The following is a 23,259-nucleotide window of genomic DNA, read 5'->3' on the forward strand; positions in this document are numbered from 1 at the left end:
CCACTAAAGAAACTGGTTCAAATCCAGCGATAGTATTTCGGAGTACGATAAGGCTTCAGTTACACCGTTGTCGCCGAAACGATAGCGGAGCCACTGTTGAGTTTTATAATTGTAGATGAAACCTTCACGAATACCGTATCGGTCTGCGTCGATTAACTCAATGACTTTTAAAACATCATCTTTCATACCGTTCGTATGGCATATTTCGATAACGATTGGGGTCTGATCAGTTTCGTTATTGTACAGCGACACATCCGGCACCTGGCTAATTCGACCCTCATCCAGCATTGTCTCAGGCAACGGCTCCAATTTGATTACGGCGTTGTGATATAAAGGTGATAAGCCACTGATGAGTTGAGCAATGACGCGCTGGTGAATACGGGGGCCCAAACACCCTGATCTTCTTGAACAATGAAAGGCCGTTTCGCAGAAGGAGAGTACATGATACGTTCGTTTCAGACATAAATGTAACCTAAAAAGTTATGCTGCTCAATTATCTTAAAACTACCTGGCGTAGCCTGCTTAGGAACCGTAGTTACGCTCTGATTAACTTAATAGGCCTGACGCTCGGGCTGAGCGTGGCCATTGTGTTGTTCTGGATTGTGCGGTTTGAGTACAGCTTCGACCGCTACCACCAGAACGCTGATCGATTGTACCGAATTATCTATAAAGATGCCCAGGAAAAAGGATCGCACGTACCGCAGGGCGTTATCAAAGCCCTGAACGAGCAGATTCCTGGTGTTGAGCAAGCGGTAAACACACGCGCTATTGACTCAGATGGATTAAAGGTTGGCCAAACTGTCTATAATGTAAAGCATCTGTTCTTCGCCCCGCCCGAATTCTTCGACATGATTGATGTCGAGTGGTTGAGTGGCTCCCCTAAACAGTCGCTTAGTCAGCCGTATCAGGTGGTACTGGACGAGCCCACTGCCCGGCGACTTTTTGGAAACGGAGACGCTATGGGGAAAACGCTTCGCGTTCGGGGCAATGTCGAGTTGACGGTATCGGGCATCATCCGCAAAATGCCGGTGAACTCCGAGTTCCAGTTTCAGGTCCTGGCCTCCCGCGAAACGTTGAAACGAATGGAGCCGGAGTATGCCAATGATAATTACTGGGGCGGTGGCAATTCGATGCATCACGGCTACGTCTTGCTGAAACCGGGAACCTCCGTATCGGCCGTGGAAGCAATGTTGTCGAAGCTGGCAGCTCAGCACCAGAATGAGGTTAAACGTATTGGCTACGAACTGCTGCCGCTCGTGGATGTCCACCGCGATACGCAAAGCGATGCCGATCCTTACAATTACGTCATTCCGCAGTGGATGCTGTACACGCTGATAAGCATTGGCTTGTTTCTGATCATTATTGCCTGCATCAATTTCATCAACCTGGCAACGGTTCAGGCCGTAAAACGGAGCCGCGAAATAGCCGTTCGGAAAGTGCTTGGGAGTAGCCGCAGTCAACTGGTTGTACAGTTTCTCGGCGAAACGGCATCCCTGGTTTTCCTGGCTATCGCAATCGGGAGCTTGCTAGCCACGCAGTTAATTCGTAACGCCGATCAATTGTTAACTACCCAAGTGGCCCAATCAAATGTTTGGGATAGCTCGGCGGTGTTGTTTTTGCTTGGTCTGGGCTTAATTGTGACCGTATTAGCGGGTAGCTATCCAGCGTTGGTCTTATCGGGCTACGAACCCGTGCGCGTATTACGGAGCCGTCTGTTTATTCCAAAGCGGGGCGGTGTTTCCTTGCGCCAGGCACTGGTTGTTACGCAATTTGTCATTGCCCAGGTGCTGGTGATCTGTACATTAATCGGCACAAAACAAATTCGTTACTTCTACCAGACCGACCTGGGTTTCAACAAAGAAGCCGTGGTGACGGTCAACATGCCCGACAAAGGAAACGCCGTAGTACGTGAGCGCTTCCGCCAGCAGTTGCAGCAGCATTCCGAAATCAAAGACGTAGCCTTCGCCCTGACGACGCCTTCGAGTGACCGTAATTGGTGGTGGAACTCAGTACGCCACCCGAGCCTGCCCAATGGCGAATCCACGTTTCGGTTCCAATTCGTTGATACGAACTACTTCCATTTCTTCAACATTCCATTGGTTGCCGGCCGGTCATGGACGCATGCCGACACGAACACCGTAGCCATTATCAACGAAAAAGCGGCTCGTGATTTAGGCTTTATGGTACCGGAGAAAGCGATTGGGCAACGAATTAATCTGTATTACGACAAGCCCTTTACGGTTATGGGCGTCGTGAAGGATTACCATTCGCAAAGCCTCAAGTCAGCCATCGTACCGCACGTGTTTTTGTATGCCGACTGGAATTTCCAGGAGGCCAGCATCCGCATTGATCCGACTCGTAAAACCGAAGCCCTCCGGCATATTGGCCAACACTGGAAAGCCCTGTTTCCTAACAACTATTATGACCCGCAGTTTCTGGATGATGAACTGCAAACGTTTTATGAAGACGAACGGAAGCTGACTAACTTCCTGACTCTGCTTGCCATCGTTGGCATCTTCATTGGCTGCCTGGGTCTGTTCGGTTTAGTATCGTTTGTCGTGACGCAACGCACCAAGGAAATTGGTGTCCGGAAGGTTCTCGGCGCTACGGTTGCCAGCATCGTATCTCTCCTTTCGACCGACTTCCTCAAATTGGTGTTGGTTGCCTTCGTGATTGCTACTCCGATTGCCTACTACACCATGAACTGGTTCTTGCAGGAGTACACCTACAAAATTGATATCGAGTGGCAGATTTTTGCTCTAGCGGGTATCCTGGCCACATCAATTGCCCTCTTGACGGTGAGTATCCAGAGTGTCAAAGCCGCGCTGATGAATCCGGTGAAGAGTTTGAGAACGGAATAGCGAAGGGCTGGGGGCATAGGGCTAAGGGTAAACAAACTTCAGGCCCTATGCATTCAGAATTACCTTTCGTCTTCCGCAAGTTGTGTAAACGAAAGTCCCACAGCCTACACACGTTTTCATCGGCGCAGAAACTTTAGTGTTGTGCGTGGGGGTATTACTAGTGTTGGGTGTCTTAACCATCGGAATCAGGACGTACTGCGCTGGCTAACCCGGCCGACAGCTTACGGACAGAATATGATTCAGATCTATCGACCTTATTAACGCATTGGTCATGAACTACGTACTAAGAATCACACTCATCGTTTGCTGCGCTCTATCGATTGCACACGCGCAAACAACCGACAAGACGCTACCGTCTTTCGACAAAGTCATCGTTAGTCCACTCGTTAGCATTATACTGGTGGCGGGGGAGCAGGAAAGCGTCCGGCTTGAATACGAAAACGTTACTCCCGAAAAAGTAAACTGCTTCGTTCAGGATAAAACGTTACGTATCTACCTCGATGACGCTAAGATTACCGTCAAACAGCAGAAATGGGAAGACGGCAATCATAGCTACAAGAAGCCAATCTATGGCAAGGGGGTAAAAGTAACGGCCTATGTCACCTACCGGCAGTTGAGTGAGCTGGAAGTACGTGGCGAAGAAGAGGCCATTTGCCAGAGCGAAATTACCGGCGACGTATTCAAACTGCGGGTCTATGGCCAGGCTACCGTTACGCTATCGTCACTGAAGGTTAACGAGTTAAAGGCGTCGATCTACGGCGAAAACAAGATAACGATTCAGTCAGGGCAGGCCGACGAGCAGTTATACCGGGTGTATGGCGAAAGCCAGATTGAGGCTGAGAATCTGGTAGGGCAAAATGTATCGACCAGTTTATACGGTGATAGCAAGTTGAGATTATATGCCTCCAACCGAATTGGCGTAACGGCCGTCGGCGAATCAGACGTTACGTATTCCGGAGGGGCCCACCTGCATAAAGGCATCGTGCTGGGCGATGTGACGATTCGGAAGACAGAGTAAGCATGTAGCGCAACGCGAAGCCGAAACACGTTAAATAATGTTAGCAAGCGAGACAGTATTGATATGATCAGGAGTCAATCCAGTTTTCTAAACGGATGTGCTCTAAATTTTCGAAGTCCCGTACGTTTCGGGTAATGAGCGTTAGTCCATGTACTACAGCCGTTGCGCCAATCAATAAATCAAATTCACCAACAGGACGTCCCAACCGTTTCAAAGCAGCTTTCTGCCGGGCATATTCGTGGAAGCACGAACCGATTCGCAATATCCTTCCGGTGAATGCGGTCTGGAGCCAATCGAGGTTTGCCTGGTTCTGGCTGCGCCGGGTTGGAGCACTGTTTTCGATACCGTACAGCAGTTCGGCAATTGTGATCTCGGACAAATAACAGGAGCGAATGCCTACCGCATTGATCTTGCGTTCTAAATCGCCCTGACCTTAAAAAAGGTAGATGCAAATATTTGTATCCAGCAGATAGGTCATAAGTCAATATCGCGCGGCTGGTCGTTTCGTGCGCTGTAGATTATCTCGACCAGTTCATCTGCCGTTTCTTCGCCCTGCCAGCTACCTACGAAATTTTTAAAAGCCACTTCCTGTTGGGGCTCCTTTATGGGGTCGTCTGTGTGGCTTTCTTTGACATGAAGACCTAGCCGTTGCGCTAACTCTTTCATCAATGCAAAGTCACTGTCGTTCTGTGTTTCGATGGTGATGCTGTGTGTCATATTGCGCTACTGTTTTTAAAGCGTTCATCCAGCTTTTTTCACTACATAACATCAAAATTAACGTTTATGATGCAGTTGTTGGATAGCTAGGCTTCGAGTTCGCTTCGGATAAGTTTGTCGTTCTCCCAGAGGGTGATCGTCACGTTGACACCCTTCGGTTCTATAATACACTATAAATAACACAACAGCCCAAAATACTATTTTTAATTCCATTTTCAAATATGAACTTGTTGCTTCTCAGAAGTTTACTACAATAACCGGCATAAACTGTCGGTAAGGAGCGGGATGGCCTTCAACGGTGTACGTACTTTTGAGGGCTACTATGTTACAGGGCTTTGATTTGGACTTTAATTATCAGATGATGAATAATTGTAAGTATATCATTATTAACGGCCAAATAATTATAATAAACGTAGAAATATACATTATTAAATTGTCCCTATCCTTTTGATGTGCTTCATATTTGATTGGCTGATTTAAATAACTAACAGCCCTTATAAATATGTCCCACCAACCCACATTCCCCTCAGAGACACCACAGCCGGATTTTGATTCCTTCGTTAAAAAGTTGTTGAATCTAATCATTTTAGTGCTTCTCACTGTTGGCTTGGTAGCTCAAGTCAATGGCTGGCCTAATCTTGGATATGCATCTGAATTAGTTGCCAAATTGCTAGAGATTATTTTGTTGTTGATGCCATAGTGAGGCAGTAAAAGAACGAAGCGAAATAGTGCGATTTAAGCTCTTTAGCACTATTTCGCTTATTCGAGCAGAGCCCAAAAAAGATCATTCAATCACATTCACGTGGTAAGCTGTACAGGTAAAAACTGAGATTTGAGGTCGAATTTAGGCCAACATCAAATGGCATTTAAAGAGTTGTTGAACATCGTTAAAATCCATTGGCTAATCTTATTAAAGTACAAAACGGTATGTAGTTCAGTCTTCACATTTGGAAGTGTTGAAATTTACTTTTCGTTTTGTGATTTATAACCCGCTCAATTAAACCCTGTCCGCAACTGTACGCCCGTCGTCCGTTTGCGGACATTTTATGTAGCAAGGCTAGCATCTAAGCATTGACAATCAAACAATTAACTTTCTGGTACAAGGTTTGGGTATTAAAAAACGCGTCTAGACCCGTTCAAATTATGATACGTAATTACCTGCTCATTGCTTTTCGCAATTTGCGGAAGCACAAAGCATTCAGCTTCATCAACATCATTGGTGTTGCCGTTGGACTGGCCTGTTTTCTTCTGATTTCTCTTTACGTCAAGGATGAGCTCAGCTACGACCGCTACAATGTAAATGCTGACCGAATCTATCGCGTCGCCCGGACCTTCCTGTCGTCAGAGGGTACGCCATCGCTGCGGCTGGCACAGGCGGCTCCACCATTTGGGCCGCTGATCAAGCAGGATTTTCCGGAGGCCGAGCAGGTCGTTCGCACCCTCGAAACAAATGGACTGGTTCGCTACGGCGAACACCGCTTCGACGAGCAGGATGTTTACTTTGCCGAAGCTAATCTGTTTAAGGTTTTTAGTTTTGATTTTGCCAGCGGCAATCCCGAGAAAGCTCTCGAAAATCCCTTTTCGATTATGCTCTCGCGCCCCATGGCCGAGAAGTATTTCGGGAAAGAAAACCCCATTGGCAAAACAGTACGCTACGAAAATCAGTACGATCTGACCGTTACGGGGGTCTACGAGCCATTACCTGCGCAAGCGCACTTCCACCCGAGTTTTCTTCTCTCGTTTTCAACCCTGAATGACCCGCGCATCTACGGTGCCGAGGGGTTGCGGACTAACTGGAGCAACAACTCTTTCAACACCTACGTACTGCTGGCTAAAGGAAGTGATCCGCAACGGATGGAAAAGGCCTTTGCGCCATTTCAGGACAAGCATGTTCCGTCTGATGGTAGTACCAAAGCGTCGAAGTGGTCGCAGCTGACGTTGCAAAAGGTCACGGACATTCACTTGTATTCGCACACGGATTCGGAAATAGAGCCGACCAGCGACATCAAATACGTTTATCTTTTTTCGGCAATTGGCTTATTCATTTTGCTCATTGCCTGCATCAATTATATGAATCTGGCAACGGCTCGTTCGGCTGGCCGGGCCAAGGAGGTTGGGATGCGCAAGGTTGTAGGGGCCTTGCGCACTCAGCTCGTTGGTCAGTTTCTGAGCGAGTCACTTTTATTAGTTTCCTTTGCCCTGGGCATCGCTATCGTGCTCGTGCTTCTCTGCTTACCCGCGCTGAATGAATTCACCCAGAAGAAACTGGCGTTCAGTCAGCTCGTCGATCCGGTTTTCCTGACCATTCTAGTTACCATCACCCTGCTGACAGGACTCGTAGCAGGCAGTTATCCGGCCTTTTTCCTGACGTCGTTCCGGCCGATTGGCGTGCTGAAAGGGCAAGTTGCGTCGACATTACGTACCGGCAAGCTGCGACAGGTGTTGGTGGTCACCCAGTTTGCAATTGCCATTGCGCTCATCATCGCCACCGCGGTGGTATACAACCAGATGAACTACATTCAGAACTACCGATTGGGCTACCAAAAAGACCAGATCGTATTGCTGTCGGACGTTGGTGATTCAACGACTAACTACCAAACGCTTAAGCAGGAGCTAAAAGCAACTGGCCTTGTGCAGGCGGTGGGTCGTTCGTCACGCATTCCGTCGGGACGGCTGCTCGATTCCTGGGATGCGTCGGCCATGAAAGGGGACAGTATGGCTCCCGTTAACATCAACCTGAGAGGTTTGCAAATCGATGAAGATTTCATTCCAACCTATCAAATTGAGATGGCGGCCGGCCGAAATTTCTCGCGGGACTACCCAACCGATACTTCAATGACCGTGCTGAACGAAACGGCCGTTAAACTGCTGGGTTGGACGCCCCAGCAGGCCATTGGCAAACGGTTTAAATATGGGTCCCGGAATGGGCAGATCATCGGCGTAACGAAAGATTATCACTTTGAATCGTTGCACCAGAACATGTCGGCCATTGCCATGGTGATGGCTCCCGAGCGACTGAACTGGATGTCGGTGCATATTGGGGGTGGCGGACGTAATGTAGAGGCTGGACTGAAACAAATCGAATCCGTCTGGAAACGGTTCTTTCCCGAGCGCCCGTTCGATTACCAGTTTCTGGATGCGCGTTTTGACCGGCTCTACGCGCGTGAGCGAACGCAGCAAACGTTGTTCAGCATCTTTGCGGGCGTTGCGATCCTGATCTCCTGCTTAGGGTTGTTCGGTCTCTCCATGTTCATGGCCGAGCAACGCACCAAGGAAATTGGTATCCGGAAAGTATTGGGTGCGTCGGAAATCAGTCTGGTTACTTTGTTCTCAACGGACTTTATGAAGCTGGTCGTTATCGCCCTGTTGATTGCTTCACCAATAGCCTGGTATGCCATGCACAATTGGCTTAATAGCTTCGCCTATCGCACAGACATTCATTGGTGGGTATTCCTGCTGGCAGGCGGTCTGACCGTGCTGATCGCCCTGCTGACCGTCAGCTTCCAAAGTGTGAAAGCCGCGTTGATGAACCCAGTCAAGAGTTTACGAACGGAATAGCGTAGAGCTGGGGACTAGGGGTAGACTCCTGAAGCCTACTCCCGTAGCCCCCAGCTCTTTGCCTCATACAACCATGTTAAGAAACTATATCACAATCGCCTGGCGGAATTTAGTCCGTAATAAGACCTTTTCGGGCATCAACATCTTAGGCCTGGCATTGGGCCTGGCTTGTAGCCTGCTGATTGGGCTCTGGATTCAGGATGAGCTAAGCGTTGGCAGGCAGCACCCGAACAGCGATAACCTGTATCGCGTCTATCAACGGCTGAATCAGAACGGCACGGTAAGCGCTGGTGAGGGCACGCCCGGTATGCTGGCAACGGAACTAAAACAGCAGTTTCCCGAAGTGGTATATGCCGCCAGTTTCTCCTGGGAAGAGCCCCACATCGTTACAATTAATAATAAAATTGAGAAACAGACTATTCGGTACGTCGGGGCCGATTGGTTCCGGCTGTACGGTATTCCGGTGTTGGCGGGCTCCTCAGCTTCTGCACTCGATGTCCCGAACAGCGTAGCCATCTCCCGCAAAGTTGCCGAAACGTATTTCGGCGATGCACAAGCCGCTATCAATCAACCCATACGCTTCGACAACAATACTGATTATCAGGTAACCGCGGTTTATGAGGACCTGCCCGCCAATGCAGAAGCCAGGTATGATTTCCTGCTGAGTTGGTCTCAGTTCATGACCCAAAAAGATTGGGCAAAGGAATGGGGCAACAGTCCGGTTCAAACCCGCATCCAGCTACGAGCGGACACGGACCCGGTGGCTTTTGAAGCAAAGATCAAATCCCAATTAAAAAAGCATAATGTAGGCAACTCCGCCAGCTTTGACGTTCAATTGTTTCTGTATCCCGAGCGGGACGCTTATCTGTATTCCAACTTCGAGAACGGGTACCCCAACGGCGGCCGGATTGACTACGTGCAACTGTTTGGCATTGTGGCCATATTCGTTCTGCTCATCGCTTGCATCAACTTCATGAACTTAGCCACGGCTCGTTCAGCCAAGCGGGCGCGGGAAGTAGGCGTTCGGAAGGTGGTCGGGGCCAAGCGAGGGGCACTGATCGGGCAGTTTATTGGTGAAGCACTATTACTTACCTTCCTGGGCCTGGCACTCGCCATAGGTTTGGCCGCCCTGGTTTTACCCGCGTTTAACCAGTTAACCAATAAGCAGATTATACTGCCGGCGAGCAACCCTATCTTTTGGGCGATGCTACTTGGGTTAGGCTTAGTAGTTGGGGTGATAGCGGGCAGTTACCCAGCTTTGTTTCTCTCGTCGCTCAGTCCGGTACGCGTGCTCAGAAACTCACTTCGTTTCGGTGCGGGTGCTCAGGTGTTTCGCCAGGGGCTAGTTATCGTTCAATTTGCTTTATCCATGCTGTTGATTGTGGGAACGGTGGTGGTGTATCGGCAACTGAATTACATGCAGACCAAGAACCTTGGCTACGAGCGAGAAAATCTGCTGTATGTGATGGCCGAAGGGGAATTAGTACCCAAGTACGAAACCTTTAAACAGGAGCTGCTCCGAATGCTGGGTATTCAAAGCGTGGCTCGTATGCAGAGTCCATTGTTAGGTTTCGCCAACATGAGCACCTTCGGCATCAGCTGGCCGGGTAAAGACCCCAACAGCAACCCTAACTTCATGATTCAATCGGGCGGCTACGACTTAATCAAAACGTTGAAAATGAGCGTTAAAGGGCGTGATTTTTCACCGACTTTCGGGACCGACTCAAGCAACTACATCATCAACGAAACCGCGGCCAAAATCATTGGGTATAGTGATCCGCTGGGTAAACCTCTCACCCAATGGGACCGGCCCGGTACGATCATCGGTGTGGTAAACGACTTCCACTACGGCTCGCTCCACAAGCCTATTGAGCCTTTAGTCATTCGGCTCGGGAAACTCTATCCGTACGAAACTATTCTGATTCGTACACAGCCCGGTCAAACCAAAACGGCCCTGGCCAGTCTGGAGAACGTGTACCAGAAATTTAACCCGAAGATCCCGTTCAGCTACCAGTTTGCCGATAGTGAATATCAAAAGCTCTACAAAAGCGAAATGATTATCGGTACGCTGGCCAACGTGTTTGCCGGACTGGCAATCCTAATCGCCAGTTTGGGTTTATTTGGTTTGGCGGCTTTCATGGCCGAGCAACGTACCAAAGAGATTGGCGTGCGTAAGGTGCTGGGCGCATCGGTCACCAGTGTGGTCACCCTGCTGTCGAAAGATTTCCTGAAGTTAGTGCTGATCGCCATTGTGCTGGCTACTCCACTGGCCTGGTACGCGGCTCAGCAGTGGCTGCAAAATTTTGAGTACCGAATTGAACTGGCGTGGTGGATGTTCGGACTGGCGGGTCTGGTGGCGGTGGTCATTGCCCTGCTAACGGTCAGTTTCCAAAGTGTGAAAGCCGCCCTGATGAACCCCGTCAAGAGTTTACGAACGGAGTAAGGCTACTTAAAAAGATAAGCTAAATCAAGTTCGAAGCCGGTCACTGGGTCGTGCAGGAGCCCTTCAGCGAATATGCGTTTAGAGCCGTCAGGTAGTAAGATATGGAGGATTTGCAGAACAGGAATGATCAACCAAACAGCCTGCACCCCCGCAGGAAAATACTGCTTGTAAGCTTTATCGGTCAGTTCGGTAAGTGCTTGCTTTGGTGACAAAATTTCAACAGCGATAATGGGCGGTTTGGTGTAGAAAATAACATCGTTAAGCCAATCAACAGAGAGCTTGTTAAATATAGACACATCAGGCTTGCATTTACCCGTTGAAAGTTCAAGCTCTAATTCTGGTAAAATATCGTATTGGCCCTCATAGCGGTCAAGAGACACGCTTAACCGATGAATCAATTTAGAATGATTGACCGACATAATATCTTCGGAGTGGAATTCTTCGATTAAATCGATTGATTGTCCTTCCATAACTAACCGAGTTTTTATCAAAGATAACAAAAACAGGCTAAACGTTATGTTCAGTAACTACCTAAAAATCGCTCTGCGACTATTCAGGAAAGATAAAACGTTCACGCTCATCAACGTAGTGGGGCTGGCTACCGGTTTAGCCGTGGCATTACTGATTATCCAGTATGTGCGCTTCGAGTTGAGTTACGAAAACACACACCCGCTGGCTGATCGGATTGTGCGGCTCACTCTCGACTACATGAACGGTGGTACGGTCGACGCGCAGGATACAGAAACCAATCCTCCGCTTGGCGACAAAGTGAAACGGGAAATGAACGAGGTCGTCAACTATACCCGCGCTTATCCGATCGGTGAACCCAGTGTGACGGTTCAGATTGGTGAGAAGTATTTTCTGGTCAATAAAGTCTACGCCGTCGATTCATCCTTTTTCTCGATGTTCAATTACCCGCTGCTCCGGGGAAGCCGAACCAATCTCTTTACCAGACCACGACAGGTTGTCCTGACAAGATCGATGGCATTGACCTACTTCAATACGCTGGACGTGCTGGGTAAAACCCTGAAAATTCCAAGGTCGGAAAGTAACGTTCTATTTGACGTAGTGGGCGTCGTGCCGGACAGTCCTGCCAACACGCACCTAAAATTTGATATGCTTTTTTCGTACCCGACGATGCTATCAGACTTTGGCGAGCGGGAAGACAACTGGGATGGAAACAATACCCTCACCTACGTGCAACTAGCCGATAACGCCAGCTACGAAGGGTTTACAAAATCGCTGGTGGCCCTTAATGACCGGTTAGCCAGTGAGAAGAAAATGAGAAATCATCGGGTAATCGGCCAGAAGCTTGGCGATATTCACCTGTATTCTCACAAGAACTTTGAAACTGAACCGAATGGCGACGCCCGTTCCGTGTACTTTCTGTTGGGCGTGGCCCTTCTGGTACTCGTAAGCGCCTTTGTCAACTACGTGAATCTGACCACCGCCAAAGCCCTCGACCGGGCGCGGGAAGTTGGCATGAGAAAAGTCGTCGGCTCCACCCAGGGGCAGATACAAGCCCAGATTTTCACAGAAACCGTCCTGGTCAATCTCGTTGCCGGGATTCTCGCTGTAGGATTAGTCGCAGCCCTTCGTCCGGTGTTTGTCGATGTGGCGGGTCTGCCTAAAGGCTTCACCGTGTTTGAGGATATGTTTTTCTGGGAAAGCGTTGGAGCATTTCTGGCGCTAAGTATTATTCTGTCGGGTTTCTACCCCGCCTTCGTCCTGTCTTCGTTCAATCCGGTCACGGTTCTCAAAGGTAATTTCTCACGCTCAGCCAAAGGAACATTGCTACGCAAGTCGCTAGTGGTTTTTCAATTTGCCGTTACTCTGATTCTGCTGGTGCAAACATTTGTCGTTTACCGGCAAGTTAACTTTCTGCGGGAACAAAATTTAGGCGTAAACATTGATCGCACCCTCGTCGTGAAAGCCCCGGTGGGCAACAATGCCCAGAAGGATTACGGTACGTTTCGGCAAATGCTGCTCAACCAGTCACAGGTGAAGGCTGTATCCCTTTCTGGCACCGTACCGGGCATGGGATCGACCCAAATGAGTACGACAACGGGAATCAATTTATCGGATGTTGTCAAAAAGACCTCCTACAATTATTACCTGACCCAGATAGACACGTCGTTTATCGGGCTGATGGACATCAAGTTGCTGGCGGGCAAAAACTTTGATGCCACGACCCGGCCCGGCTTTTCGGATACAACTGATCGGCAACTTATTGTCAATGAAGAAACCATCCGGCTCTGGGGAATTCCTACGCCTGAAGAAGCGATCGGCAAGCGGGTTGATCTTTGGGGGCACAAGGCAACGATTCGGGGAGTCGTGAAAAATTACCACTACGAATCGCCCAAGGCGGCTTACATTCCGATCATCCACGTGTACTCGCCCAACTTTGATTCGTTTGCCAGTGTGAAGTTTGCGGGGGGAAATGCCAAAGACCAGCTCGCTACGCTGAAAAAGGTTTACGAAGCCAGTTTTCCTTATTCGCCGTTCAGCTATTTCTTCATGGATAGTGAGTATGACAAACAGTACAAAGCTGATGACCGCTTTCAGCAGGTATTCGGTGCCCTGACCGGCTTCGCCATTTTGATCTCCTGTCTGGGCCTGTTTGGCCTGGCTACGTTTACCGTTTCCAAACGAACGAAGGAGATTGGCATTCGGAAAGTGATTGGCGCCAGCACGACAAACCTGATGGTTTTGCTCTCGAAAGATTTTATCCGAACCGTTCTGGTATCCATACTGATCGGCCTGCCGATTACCTATTTTTTAGTCAAAAACTGGCTGGCCAATTATGCGGCCCGTATCGAACTAAGCTGGTGGCTTTTCGCGGTACCCGCCCTGTTTATCCTGTTGCTGGTGCTACTATCCGTTGGCAGCAAAACAATTGCTACTGCCCTGATGAACCCCGTTAAATCTCTTCGTTCCGAATAAATTCTGAGAACCGATGATCCGCAATTACGTTACTACTGCTCTCCGCGCCCTGAAGCGCAACTGGAACTATACGTTTATCAACGTCATTGGCCTAACGTTTGGGCTGGCCTGTTGCTTGCTGGTATTTATGGCCATTCGGCACGAGCTAAGTTACGACCGCCATAACGCGAACGCCGACCGGACGTATCGATTGGTTGCCCATTACCAGAACGGCACATCTGACGGCTTCGATACGGGTATACCACTGCCTGCTCTAGCCGCCTTACGTATTGATTTCCCAGACTTGAAACACGACTTGACACTCATCCATGAGATTGGTGACGTAGTGATCCGAACCGGTGGTTCAGCCGCTAATAAGTTTAAAGAAGGCCGTGGTCTGGTCGCCTTTGTTGAACCCGAATACTTTCGTTTGTTCGATTACGGCTGGAAAAGCGGGAATGCTTTGTCGGCCCTTCAGAACCCGAACACCGTCGTTCTATCGGAGCGTATGGCTAAGAAATATTTTGGCAACACCGATCCCATCGGAAAAATAGTACGCCTGGAAAACCGGCAGGATTTCACCGTAACAGGTGTTGTGCAGAATCCTCCGGCAACGAGCAGCGTACCCTTTGAAGTCTTGCTTTCGTTTGCTTCCCTGAAACAATACGGCGCTTTCACCGACTGGGACGACTGGCAGTCGACCTACAGTGGAGCCCAGCTTTATCTGACCTTGCCCAAGGCATCAGCTAGTCAGGCTACCGTAGCTGCGCAAATGGAGCAAAAGCTGGCCGGTTTTGCCAAGAAACACTTACGCCCTGAAGATGCAAAAAACCTACGGTACGAACTGCAACCGCTGACCGACATTCATTTTCATACCCGCACCGGTAACTACGCGAATCGTTCGATTAGCAAGGAAACGATTTGGGCCATGGGGCTGATCGGCTTGTTCATTCTTATTACGGCCTGCGTCAACTTTATCAACCTCGCTACGGCTCAGGCCATTCGGCGGGCGAAAGAGGTCGGCGTCCGGAAAGTACTGGGCAGTTCGAGAGGGCAGTTGGCCCGGCAATTTTTAGGTGAAACAGGGTTACTGACCGCCATTGCCATTGTATTAGCCCTGGGGGTTGCTTACGCTGCCCTTCCGAACGTAGCCGAACTCTTAGATATTCAGGCCGACGCCTTAACCCTGGTAGATCCTGTGGTTATCGGCTTCCTGGTAGCATTAGGTTTCTTCACAACCATACTGGCCGGCTTTTACCCTTCTTTAGTCTTGTCGGGCTATCAGCCTGTACTGGCCTTAAAAGGCAGACTTCGGGTGGCAGGCAGTAAATACCTCACGCTCCGCCGAAGCCTAATTGTGGTACAGTTTGCCATTTCGCAGATGCTCATCATCGGCACCATCATCGCCTACAGTCAGATGCAGCATTTCCGATCGGCCGATCTGGGGTTCAACAAAGAGGCCGTAGTCACCATACCCATTCCGGAACGCAAGCCCGGGCAACTCGAAAATCTGCGGGCTAAGCTCGCTGGCCTGCCCAGCATACAGTCGTTGAGCTATGGCATATCAGCTCCCTCGTCCAACGGTAACTGGACGGCTAGCTTCCGCTTTGAAAACGCGGATAAAAATGAAGACTATGGGGTGGTCATGCGGCCGGCCGATACGTCATACGTTCGTACGTATGGCCTCATATTAGTGGCGGGCCGCATGTTTGTCCCAGCTGATACCATGCGCGAATTTGTGGTCAATGAATCGCTGGCGAAGCGATTAGGCTTTGCGCAGCCTCAGCAAATTCTGGGTAAGATGATCGCCTTAGGCGGACCTAATTCGGTGAAAAAGCCCATCGTTGGCGTCGTGAAAGATTTCAACACGTTCTCTTTACACCGGAAAACAGCGCCCTGCCTGATGTCCACTAAACTGGATACATATAACACACTTGGCATCAAGCTCGCTTCGCAACAAGGCAGTCCAGAGGCCATCAGTGCGTTGTTAAGCACCGTTCAGAAAGCGTGGGAGGCTACCTTCCCCGACTTCGTGTTCCAGTACGAATTTCTGGACAAAACCCTCGATGACTTTTATAAGAACGAAGAACGTTTGTTTGGCCTATTCCGCCTACTAGCAGGCATTGCCATTTTTATTGGCTGCTTAGGCCTATACGGAGTCGTCGCGTTTATGGTAGAATCGAGAACCAAAGAAGTAGGCATTCGTAAAGCTCTGGGCGCGTCGACGACTCATATTTTCGGCATTTTCTCCAATGAGTTCATTAAGTTGGTTGGTATCGCTCTGGTTATAGCCTCCCCCATCGCCTGGTACGTAATGTCGGAATGGCTTAAAGATTTTGAATACAAGATTTCCATCGAGTGGTGGATGTTTGCGCTGGCCGGTTTAGTAGCCGTTATCATTGCGCTGATAACCGTTAGCTTTCAGAGCATACGAGCCGCCCTGATGGACCCCGTCAAGAGCCTACGTACCGAATAGACAGGGTATATTTACTTGTCCGCTGCCGTACGAGAAATGTCCGATATCGGACATTTCTCGTGTTCTACTTAAATATAAGCTGTTGATAAACAAATGCGTATATACTTGGCATGATCCTAGCTTAATTAAGAAAATATACCTTGTCTAATCAAACCGCTACGCAATTATTGTCAGATTATGAAAGCGCTATTTACCCTGTTACTACTCGCGGTTGGATTCAGCGGGGTAGCACAACGGTCATCGAGCAAAGAGATAACGACGGATGGTCGGCAGCTGCGGATTCGCGTTGATATTGAGCAGCCTGGTCGGTCTGTGCATTACAACCGTTCTTTCGACGTAGCGGACATGGACGAGAGTGACGTAAAAGAACTTGAACATCGGATTATCGATTCACTCGATCAGGCTCTTTCGGTGAAGCGCCGGGTCGTGGTTGTTAACAGAAAGCGTGACGTATGGACCAAGAAACAGCCATGCGATGACGAAGTTGCGTATGCAAATGCAGCTAGTGAGTATGCTACCCTTGCCAGCGCCCGCGCTGGTGAACCAACCGACCCAGCTGAAACTAAAGATACGGCCTCGCTGTCGCCCAGCGACGTAGCGCCTTCATCCGTTCTGTTTCGCGAAGACAAAGAAAACGGTCGCTTATGGATGCAATACGTTTTCCAGAAAGATGGCGAAGAACTAGTTGTTGAGCGGACAGCCAACGTAGTCGGCAAAACCGAGCGCGAAAAGCAGGCCATTATTAAAGAAACCGAGCGCAGCCTGGGCATTAAGTCGGCCAATCAGTAAAAAATACGGCGAACAATCATACAAGGAGGCTCAACTTGGTTGCTGCCTCCTTTCTCATTTATTCCTATTCCTTTAACTCTTTTTGTGATGTTCAGGAACTACCTCAAGGTGGCATTGCGCAGCTTTGCCCGCCACAAGATCTACTCATTCATCAATCTGGGCGGACTCACGGTGGCCGTAACCTGCTGCCTGCTGTTAGGATTGTATGTCCGCCATGAGTGGAGCTACGACCGCTTCCATACCAAAGCCAACCGACTGCACCGCGCCTGGACCCAGGAGGAATACAAAGGCGAGCAGTTTACGAACATCTCAACTCCTTACATCCTGGGCCAAACCTTACAGGAAACGTTCCCGGAAGTGGAAGGCATGACCCGCGTGCGGATCAACGAATTTAACGTCCGCAAAGGCAGCGAAGTTTTTAATGAACGGGTCCACATGGTCGACCCTGACTTTTTGAAGATGTTCGATTTTCCACTGGTCACCAGCCAGTCCACTAATCCCTTGCAGGAGTTGTACTCAGTCGTGTTGACCGAAGAGATTGCCCAGAAATACTTTGGTTCGGAGGATGCCGTGGGCAAGATACTGAACATGCAGTTAGACAGTACCATGCAGGCCTTTACGGTCAAAGCCGTAGCGAAGAACGTACCGACCAACTCCAGCATTCGGTTCGGTGTACTTATCCCAATGGCACACATCAAGGGGCTGGTGTCAGATCGGTACCAGAAAAGCTGGTTCAACGTCGATCCTGAAACATACGTATTGCTGCGCGAAACCGCCAGCGTTGACAAGCTGGCCGCTAAGTATCCATCTATGCTTCGGACGGCGCTGGGAGAAAAATATAAGGGCAACAACTACGTCATTCATTTGCAACCTATTACCGACATACACCTCAACAACGACCTACCCGCTGGTCTGGAACCCATTAGCAACCCAGCTTACTCGTATATACTGTCCGGTATTGCGCTGTTTCTGCTCATTATCGCCTGCATTAACTTCATGACGCTATCGTTGGGCCGCTCGGTCAGTCGGGCGCAGGAGGTGGGCGTTCGGAAAGCGATGGGAGCCCTCAGGAGCCAACTTATGAATCAGTTCTGGAGCGAAGCCTTACTAATGACCGTATTGGCCGTAATACTGGGCTTAGTCTTATCAATGGCGCTGACCCCACTGTTCGGCAAACTTGCCAATCAGGAGTTACAGTTCCACTTTGACGGCACTACGGCCCTTCTCCTGCTCGCGTTGATTGTCGTGGTCGGCTTGGTGGCGGGTAGCTACCCGGCGCTGATTCTGTCGGGTTTCCGACCGGTGGAAGTCTTAAAAGGAAAATTATCCCTGAAAGGTGACGTTAGCTTTTTCCGGCGGGCGCTGGTGGTGGTGCAATTTAGCTTATCGGTCATGTTAATTGCGGGCACCTTTGTCCTGAATCAGCAACTAAGTTATCTGCAAAACAAATCATTAGGTTACCAGAAGGAGCAGACGGCGATCATTCCGGTAGGGGTTAGCGGCCCCGAAGGCCGGGCGCTGGTCGAGCGGTTTCGGAATGCGTTGTCGGCCCAGAAAGATGTGTTAGGAGTAGCCTCGTCGGCTTTCCCCTTTGCCGGGGGCGGTTGGGGCGACATGGGGTTTTCGGACAATCAGAAAGTGTACCGCGAATGCAAATTCAACGTGGTCGATCCCTACTTCATGCCAACGTACGGCATCAAACTCGTTGCCGGACGTAATTTTGACCCCAAAAACAGCGCGGATAATTACGGGGCTATCATCGTCAATCAGGCGTTTGTCAAGAAGTTTGGCTGGACAAACCCAATCAATCAACGGCTACCGGGCAAGTTTCCGGATCATCGCGTCATTGGCGTTACCGAAGATTTTCACTACGCGTCCTTACACGCCAAAGTAGAGCCGCTGATTATGATGATGCGGTCTGATTCAATTTTCAGAGGCATTGAGAATCTTATGTACCAGTCGTCGCCCTCACCTGATTTGTCCGTGCGTTTATCGGTGGGTAACGTTCAGGAGAAAGTAGCTATGCTGGAACGAACCTGGAGAAGTGTGGCACCAAACGAGCCGTTCCGCTTTACGTTCCTGGATGCCGATCTGCAACGTCAGTACGAAGCGGAGCAGCGCATGGGCCGAATTGTCACGATTGCCTCTGTACTCTCTATCATCATCGCGTGCCTGGGCTTATTCGGTCTGGCAACATTGGCGGTCGCTCGGCGAACCAAGGAAATCGGCGTTCGCAAAGTGTTGGGAGCGTCGGTACCTAGTATTGTAAATCTGTTAGCAAAAGACTTTTTGAAGCTCGTCTTTGTCGCCATCATCATTGCGTCTCCACTAGCGTGGTATGGCATGCACCAGTGGTTGCAGGACTTTGCTTACAGGATTGACATCCAATGGTGGGTATTTGTGCTGGCTGGTGTTCTTGCCCTGGGGGTGGCTTTCCTGACCGTTAGTTTTCAAAGCATCAAGGCGGCTCTGTCAAATCCCGTGAAGACGTTACGGGCCGAGTGATTAGCCTTCAAAGATTTCACTCAGGTTAAGCTAAATATTCGTCACAGGATCAGTACCAACACCTTGTGAAAAGTTGATCTGTCGGCGCTCAGGCAATAGAATGGACACCGTCTGCACGGTTGGTACCACCAGCCAGACGGTTTTCACGCCCGCCGGAAAGTGCTTCTTGTAGATTCGGTCGGTCAGGCTGTTCAGGCTTTGCTCTGGCGAAAGAATTTCGATGGTTGTGATAGGGACATCCTGCATAATGATCTCATCAGCCAGCCAATCTACTTTTCGTTTAGGCATAATGCATAAATCAGGGCGGGTCTTACCAGCAGCGAAGTCAAAATCGAGCTCAGTATAAATGCTATATTCTTGCCGATAAGCGGCCCGTAATAGAAAGGATAAATGGCTCTGTAATTCAGCGTGGTTGATACTCGATATTTTTTCGTCTTCGTAATCGGTGACTGGCTCAATAATAGCTTCCATAGCGCAACGAGTTTATACAATACTACCTAAATATAAAAAACCTAATTGCTAAATGGGTTGAGTAAGCCCTACTAGACCCTTTATAATCCCATCTATTTTCTCCGAAAAATATTTTTCACTTTTTCTGTAACCTTGGCCGAAAGTCTCAGTTTCCACTGCCAAATACGCTAAACTCACCACCTTCATCGCTTGAATTCGCTAACAGACAACGCGCTTATGCTTCGGGTAAAAGCAGGCGACTTAGACAAGATGGGCTTGCTCTTCGAGCGATACCATCGGCCTCTGTTCGGCTTCCTTTACCACATGACGAGCCAGCAGGAAGTGAGCGAAGATCTGGTGCAAACCGTGTTTTATCGGATGTTGAAGTATCGGCATACGTTCACCGGCGACGGTGAGTTTCGCACCTGGATGTATCACCTCGCCCGAAATGTTCTGGCGGATCATGTACAGAAGTCGAAGCGTTCGGGGCATCAATACGACGTAGCTGACTTTGCCGAGAAGGTAGGCGGTGGGGTTGCCGCCGATGAGCAGCTTCAGAAGCAACAGGAGCTGGACTTACTCAACAGGGCCATGACGAAGCTCAGTGATGAACACCGGGAAATATTAATCTTGAGTCGTTTTCAGGAATTGAAATACGACGAGATCGCCAAAGTGTTAGCCACGACAGAAGGAGCCGTGAAGGTTCGGGTTCACCGGGCCATGAACGCGCTGAAAACTATTTTTTTACGGATTGAAAATGGAAGTAAAACCCATGGATTGTGAGCACGCCAAGGAGCAGTTGACCGACTTGCTGAGTAACCAGCTCCCCGAGCCCGAACGGGCCGCGCTGAACGCTCACCTGGATCAGTGCCCGGCTTGCCAAATCGAGTTGGCCACGGTTCGGCAGCTCTGGCAGGTGATGGGCGAACTACCCTTGCCGGAACCTGGCAACACCATGCACATTCGGTTTCAGGCTATGCTCGATACGTACAAAGACACCGTAGCGACAGAGCGGAAAAGCTGGGTAGAAAACCTATTGGCGAAACTTCGGCAGGGCTGGATGAGTCAACCCGCTTTGCGAATAGCCTACAGTCTGACGTTGCTGCTGGTTGGCGTGGCGGCTGGCTACTGGTTCAATCGTCAGAGTGCACCGGCCGTAGCTTCTCAACAACAGATTGATACGCTCTCGAACCAGGTGCAGGAGATGCGCCAGATGATGCTGCTCTCGCTCATTGACAACCCATCGGCGAGTGAGCGACTACGGGCCGTGAGCTACACGAACGAAATTAGTGAAGCCGATGACAAAGTGGTGTCGGCATTGTTAACGACGCTCAATAATGACTCAAACGTGAACGTACGATTGGTGACCCTGGAAGCTCTGGCCAAGCTGGCCGACGACCCGAAAGTACGTGAAGGCCTGGTGCAGTCCATTGCCCGGCAAGACTCCCCGTTGGTGCAGTCGGCTCTGGCCGACGTAATGGTCAAATTGCAGGAGAAACGATCGATCAAACCACTCCGGCAATTACTGAAAGACGATGGTCTGAACGACCTGGTCAAAACAAAAATTGAGCAAAGCATTAAGGAATTGTCCTGACGCTACTACGTAATCACCCTAAATCAAAACGCATTATGAACCGATTTATCATTCCCTGTTTGGCGGGGTTAGTGCTCGCCTGTGCCCAATCGCCAACGAAAGCCCAGGAATTTAAGGAGCGCGTCACAAAGGAATTTACCTTGTCTAACGGCGCGGCAGTCAGCACGTTAATCATTTACAACATCAACGGTCTTGTTAATGTCGAAGGTACGTCGGGCGATAAAGTATCGCTGGACGTTGATAAGAAAATCACGGCCAAAGACAAAGACGCGCTGGAAGAAGGTAAGCGTGAGTTTAAACTCGCTTTTGAACAGAAAGGCGACACCATCATCGCCTACATTGCTGAACCGTTCGATTCGCGGCCTAATCGCAATAACTGGCGCAACCGGGACGACCGACGTATTGAATACGATTTCACGCTGGATTTTACCGTGAAAGTGCCGAGCCAGATGAACCTACGGGTGTCGACGGTCAATCATGGCGACGTAACGGTGAAGGATGTTGCGGGAGCCATGCGGGTTAGCAACGTGAACGGAGCCATCCGATTAACCAACGCCCGCGGTGCAACCGACGCCCACACCATTAATGGTAATGTGGAAGCCAATTACCTCGCCAGTCCGCCCGAAAAATCATCGTATTACACACTTAACGGCGACATCAAAGTCACCTATCCGGCTAACCTCTCGGCTGATCTGCAATTCAAGACTTTCCAGGGTGAATTCTACACGGATTTCCCACAGGCAGAAATATTACCCGTACAGGTCGTCAAAAATGAAGAGCGGAAGGGCGACAAAACGGTGTACAAACTCAACAAGACAACCTCCATACGCCTTGGAAACGGTGGTAAAACCCTTCGTTTCGAGACATTCAACGGTAACGTTTACATCAAAAAGCAATCTTAATAATCATGAATACTATCGTAACTGCCATCCTGCTCTTTCTACTGACGGGTGCTACACCCATCATTGCCCAGAGCGAAGTAAAAGAACAACTAGTCGTCCCGTTAACTGACCCTGGCAAGCCTGGTTTTATGGATGTTGGCTTGATTAATGGCTTCATTCACGTCGTTGGCTATAACGGAAAAGATATAGTCATCGACGCTTCCTCCGACGTTAATCGACGTAGTCGGAGTGATGACCGACCAAGTGCCAGTCGCAATGGGGAGTCGGGTATGAAACGCATTCCAACGGGCAACGCCCTCGACGTTTCGGCGGAAGAACGAAATAATCGAGTAACGGTTAATGCCAGCAGCCATTCAAAACCGGTTAACCTGACCATCAAAGTTCCCCAGCGATTCTCGCTGAAACTACACACAATCAACCAGGGCGACATTACCGTGGAGAACGTATCGGGTGAACTAGAGATTAATAACGTGAATGGTCCAATCGAGTTGACCAACATAGGCGGTTCGGCGGTGGCCAATACCATCAACGGCGATCTGAAAGCGACCTTCCGCGACATTGATTCGAAGGCTCCCATGGCTTTCTCAACCCTCAACGGCCGCGTTGATGTTACGTTTCCCAACTCGGCCAAAGCAAACCTTAAAATGAAAACGGATCGGGGCGATATATTCAGCGACTTTGATATTGACGTTGAAAAAGCGCAGCCCAAAGCGAGCCGGTCCAGCCAGTCGGGTATGTACCGGGTAACAATTGAAGACTGGGTGTATGGCAAAATCAACGGGGGTGGCCCCGAAGTCATGATGAAGAGCATGCAGGGCAGTATTTATGTGCGAAAGTCTAAGTAATTGATGCAACGAACCAGAATAAATGGTGTCTTTCTAGTACACCATTAAACCCAGCCCTGCTGCCAATCTAGTCAACGCTAACTTACCGCAACGATAGATCATCCCGAGTCACTACGTGCTAGGTTGACGATCTTGTAACCACAAACAAATCTGATCAAGAAAGCCCCCTTTTCGGAGGG

The 23,259-nt window shown here is 49.6% G+C and carries 17 protein-coding genes; 12 read left to right on the plus strand and 5 right to left on the minus strand.

Annotation, left to right across the window (positions count from 1 at the left end; all coding sequences use genetic code 11):
• Positions 1-3 precede the first annotated feature (3 nt).
• Complete coding sequence (locus tag ACFSUS_RS10365) at positions 4-390, minus strand: hypothetical protein (RefSeq protein ID WP_381522222.1); 387 nt, start codon at positions 388-390, stop codon at positions 4-6.
• A gap of 92 nt (positions 391-482) precedes the next feature.
• On the opposite strand from ACFSUS_RS10365, the gene ACFSUS_RS10370 reads away from it, so the two are divergent.
• Together ACFSUS_RS10370 and ACFSUS_RS10375 are read left to right on the plus strand one after the other, a co-directional pair.
• A complete protein-coding gene (locus tag ACFSUS_RS10370; protein WP_381522225.1) occupies positions 483-2,861 on the plus strand; it encodes an ABC transporter permease in 2,379 nt (792 codons plus the stop codon).
• 271 nt (positions 2,862-3,132) lie between these two features.
• Positions 3,133-3,879 (plus strand): head GIN domain-containing protein, encoded by a 747-nt coding sequence (locus tag ACFSUS_RS10375; protein ID WP_381522227.1) that lies wholly within the window; start codon positions 3,133-3,135, stop codon positions 3,877-3,879.
• 67 nt (positions 3,880-3,946) lie between these two features.
• Here ACFSUS_RS10375 and ACFSUS_RS10380 read toward each other — a convergent pair whose 3' ends face one another.
• Both ACFSUS_RS10380 and ACFSUS_RS10385 read right to left on the minus strand, forming a co-directional pair.
• Positions 3,947-4,288, minus strand: coding sequence for a PIN domain-containing protein (locus ACFSUS_RS10380; protein WP_381522530.1), 342 nt, complete (start codon positions 4,286-4,288; stop codon positions 3,947-3,949).
• Between the two features lie 65 nt (positions 4,289-4,353).
• Entirely contained in the window at positions 4,354-4,596 is a 243-nt protein-coding gene (locus ACFSUS_RS10385; protein ID WP_381522229.1) for a hypothetical protein, read from the minus strand.
• 1,143 nt (positions 4,597-5,739) lie between these two features.
• Here ACFSUS_RS10385 and ACFSUS_RS10390 point away from each other — a divergent pair.
• Positions 5,740-8,154 carry an ABC transporter permease gene (locus tag ACFSUS_RS10390; RefSeq protein ID WP_381522231.1) on the plus strand — a complete coding sequence of 805 codons (2,415 nt, stop codon included), beginning with the start codon at positions 5,740-5,742 and terminating at the stop codon, positions 8,152-8,154.
• 73 nt (positions 8,155-8,227) lie between these two features.
• The gene (locus ACFSUS_RS10395) at positions 8,228-10,597 is read left to right on the plus strand and encodes an ABC transporter permease (protein WP_381522232.1); all 2,370 of its coding nucleotides are present in this window, start codon (positions 8,228-8,230) and stop codon (positions 10,595-10,597) included.
• Between the two features lie 2 nt (positions 10,598-10,599).
• Here ACFSUS_RS10395 and ACFSUS_RS10400 read toward each other — a convergent pair whose 3' ends face one another.
• Positions 10,600-11,067: a Uma2 family endonuclease gene (locus ACFSUS_RS10400; RefSeq protein ID WP_381522233.1), complete on the minus strand. Its 468-nt coding sequence runs from the start codon at positions 11,065-11,067 to the stop codon at positions 10,600-10,602.
• 46 nt (positions 11,068-11,113) lie between these two features.
• On the opposite strand from ACFSUS_RS10400, the gene ACFSUS_RS10405 reads away from it, so the two are divergent.
• From ACFSUS_RS10405 to ACFSUS_RS10420, 4 genes are all read left to right on the plus strand, one after another.
• Positions 11,114-13,540, plus strand: a complete 2,427-nt coding sequence (locus ACFSUS_RS10405) for an ABC transporter permease (protein WP_381522234.1) — start codon at positions 11,114-11,116, stop codon at positions 13,538-13,540.
• Between the two features lie 13 nt (positions 13,541-13,553).
• Complete coding sequence (locus tag ACFSUS_RS10410) at positions 13,554-15,995, plus strand: ABC transporter permease (RefSeq protein WP_381522235.1); 2,442 nt, start codon at positions 13,554-13,556, stop codon at positions 15,993-15,995.
• Between the two features lie 177 nt (positions 15,996-16,172).
• Complete coding sequence (locus tag ACFSUS_RS10415; protein WP_381522237.1) at positions 16,173-16,784, plus strand: hypothetical protein; 612 nt, start codon at positions 16,173-16,175, stop codon at positions 16,782-16,784.
• A gap of 87 nt (positions 16,785-16,871) precedes the next feature.
• Positions 16,872-19,289: an ABC transporter permease gene (locus ACFSUS_RS10420; RefSeq protein ID WP_381522239.1), complete on the plus strand. Its 2,418-nt coding sequence runs from the start codon at positions 16,872-16,874 to the stop codon at positions 19,287-19,289.
• Between the two features lie 30 nt (positions 19,290-19,319).
• Here ACFSUS_RS10420 and ACFSUS_RS10425 read toward each other — a convergent pair whose 3' ends face one another.
• Positions 19,320-19,760 carry a Uma2 family endonuclease gene (locus ACFSUS_RS10425; RefSeq protein WP_381522241.1) on the minus strand — a complete coding sequence of 147 codons (441 nt, stop codon included), beginning with the start codon at positions 19,758-19,760 and terminating at the stop codon, positions 19,320-19,322.
• Between the two features lie 216 nt (positions 19,761-19,976).
• Here ACFSUS_RS10425 and ACFSUS_RS10430 point away from each other — a divergent pair, with 216 nt between their 5' ends.
• Genes ACFSUS_RS10430 through ACFSUS_RS10445 form a run of 4 tightly spaced genes read left to right on the plus strand, consistent with a single transcriptional unit; the run spans position 19,977 to position 23,080 of the window.
• Positions 19,977-20,522 (plus strand): RNA polymerase sigma factor, encoded by a 546-nt coding sequence (locus tag ACFSUS_RS10430; protein WP_381522532.1) that lies wholly within the window; start codon positions 19,977-19,979, stop codon positions 20,520-20,522.
• Complete coding sequence (locus tag ACFSUS_RS10435; RefSeq protein WP_381522243.1) at positions 20,497-21,333, plus strand: HEAT repeat domain-containing protein; 837 nt, start codon at positions 20,497-20,499, stop codon at positions 21,331-21,333. Before ACFSUS_RS10430 ends, ACFSUS_RS10435 begins: the two co-directional genes overlap by 26 nt.
• 35 nt (positions 21,334-21,368) lie before the next feature.
• Positions 21,369-22,235 (plus strand): DUF4097 family beta strand repeat-containing protein, encoded by an 867-nt coding sequence (locus ACFSUS_RS10440; protein WP_381522244.1) that lies wholly within the window; start codon positions 21,369-21,371, stop codon positions 22,233-22,235.
• A 5-nt stretch (positions 22,236-22,240) separates the two neighbouring features.
• Complete coding sequence (locus tag ACFSUS_RS10445; RefSeq protein ID WP_381522246.1) at positions 22,241-23,080, plus strand: DUF4097 family beta strand repeat-containing protein; 840 nt, start codon at positions 22,241-22,243, stop codon at positions 23,078-23,080.
• The last annotated feature ends 179 nt before the right edge of the window (positions 23,081-23,259 follow it).

Source organism: Spirosoma soli, assembly GCF_042684525.1.
Taxonomy (GTDB): Bacteria; Bacteroidota; Bacteroidia; order Cytophagales; family Spirosomataceae; genus Spirosoma; species Spirosoma soli.

What these genes read in the sequence shown, in the direction of transcription:
- ACFSUS_RS10370 (WP_381522225.1), top strand. Translation starts at nt 483, where the DNA reads ATGCTGCTCAATTATCTTAAAACTACCTGGCGTAGCCTGCTTAGGAAC.
- ACFSUS_RS10375 (WP_381522227.1), top strand. Translation starts at nt 3,133, where the DNA reads ATGAACTACGTACTAAGAATCACACTCATCGTTTGCTGCGCTCTATCG.
- ACFSUS_RS10385 (WP_381522229.1), bottom strand. Translation starts at nt 4,596, where the DNA reads ATGACACACAGCATCACCATCGAAACACAGAACGACAGTGACTTTGCA.
- ACFSUS_RS10390 (WP_381522231.1), top strand. Translation starts at nt 5,740, where the DNA reads ATGATACGTAATTACCTGCTCATTGCTTTTCGCAATTTGCGGAAGCAC.
- ACFSUS_RS10395 (WP_381522232.1), top strand. Translation starts at nt 8,228, where the DNA reads ATGTTAAGAAACTATATCACAATCGCCTGGCGGAATTTAGTCCGTAAT.
- ACFSUS_RS10400 (WP_381522233.1), bottom strand. Translation starts at nt 11,067, where the DNA reads ATGGAAGGACAATCAATCGATTTAATCGAAGAATTCCACTCCGAAGAT.
- ACFSUS_RS10405 (WP_381522234.1), top strand. Translation starts at nt 11,114, where the DNA reads ATGTTCAGTAACTACCTAAAAATCGCTCTGCGACTATTCAGGAAAGAT.
- ACFSUS_RS10410 (WP_381522235.1), top strand. Translation starts at nt 13,554, where the DNA reads ATGATCCGCAATTACGTTACTACTGCTCTCCGCGCCCTGAAGCGCAAC.
- ACFSUS_RS10415 (WP_381522237.1), top strand. Translation starts at nt 16,173, where the DNA reads ATGAAAGCGCTATTTACCCTGTTACTACTCGCGGTTGGATTCAGCGGG.
- ACFSUS_RS10420 (WP_381522239.1), top strand. Translation starts at nt 16,872, where the DNA reads ATGTTCAGGAACTACCTCAAGGTGGCATTGCGCAGCTTTGCCCGCCAC.
- ACFSUS_RS10425 (WP_381522241.1), bottom strand. Translation starts at nt 19,760, where the DNA reads ATGGAAGCTATTATTGAGCCAGTCACCGATTACGAAGACGAAAAAATA.
- ACFSUS_RS10430 (WP_381522532.1), top strand. Translation starts at nt 19,977, where the DNA reads ATGCTTCGGGTAAAAGCAGGCGACTTAGACAAGATGGGCTTGCTCTTC.
- ACFSUS_RS10435 (WP_381522243.1), top strand. Translation starts at nt 20,497, where the DNA reads ATGGAAGTAAAACCCATGGATTGTGAGCACGCCAAGGAGCAGTTGACC.
- ACFSUS_RS10440 (WP_381522244.1), top strand. Translation starts at nt 21,369, where the DNA reads ATGAACCGATTTATCATTCCCTGTTTGGCGGGGTTAGTGCTCGCCTGT.
- ACFSUS_RS10445 (WP_381522246.1), top strand. Translation starts at nt 22,241, where the DNA reads ATGAATACTATCGTAACTGCCATCCTGCTCTTTCTACTGACGGGTGCT.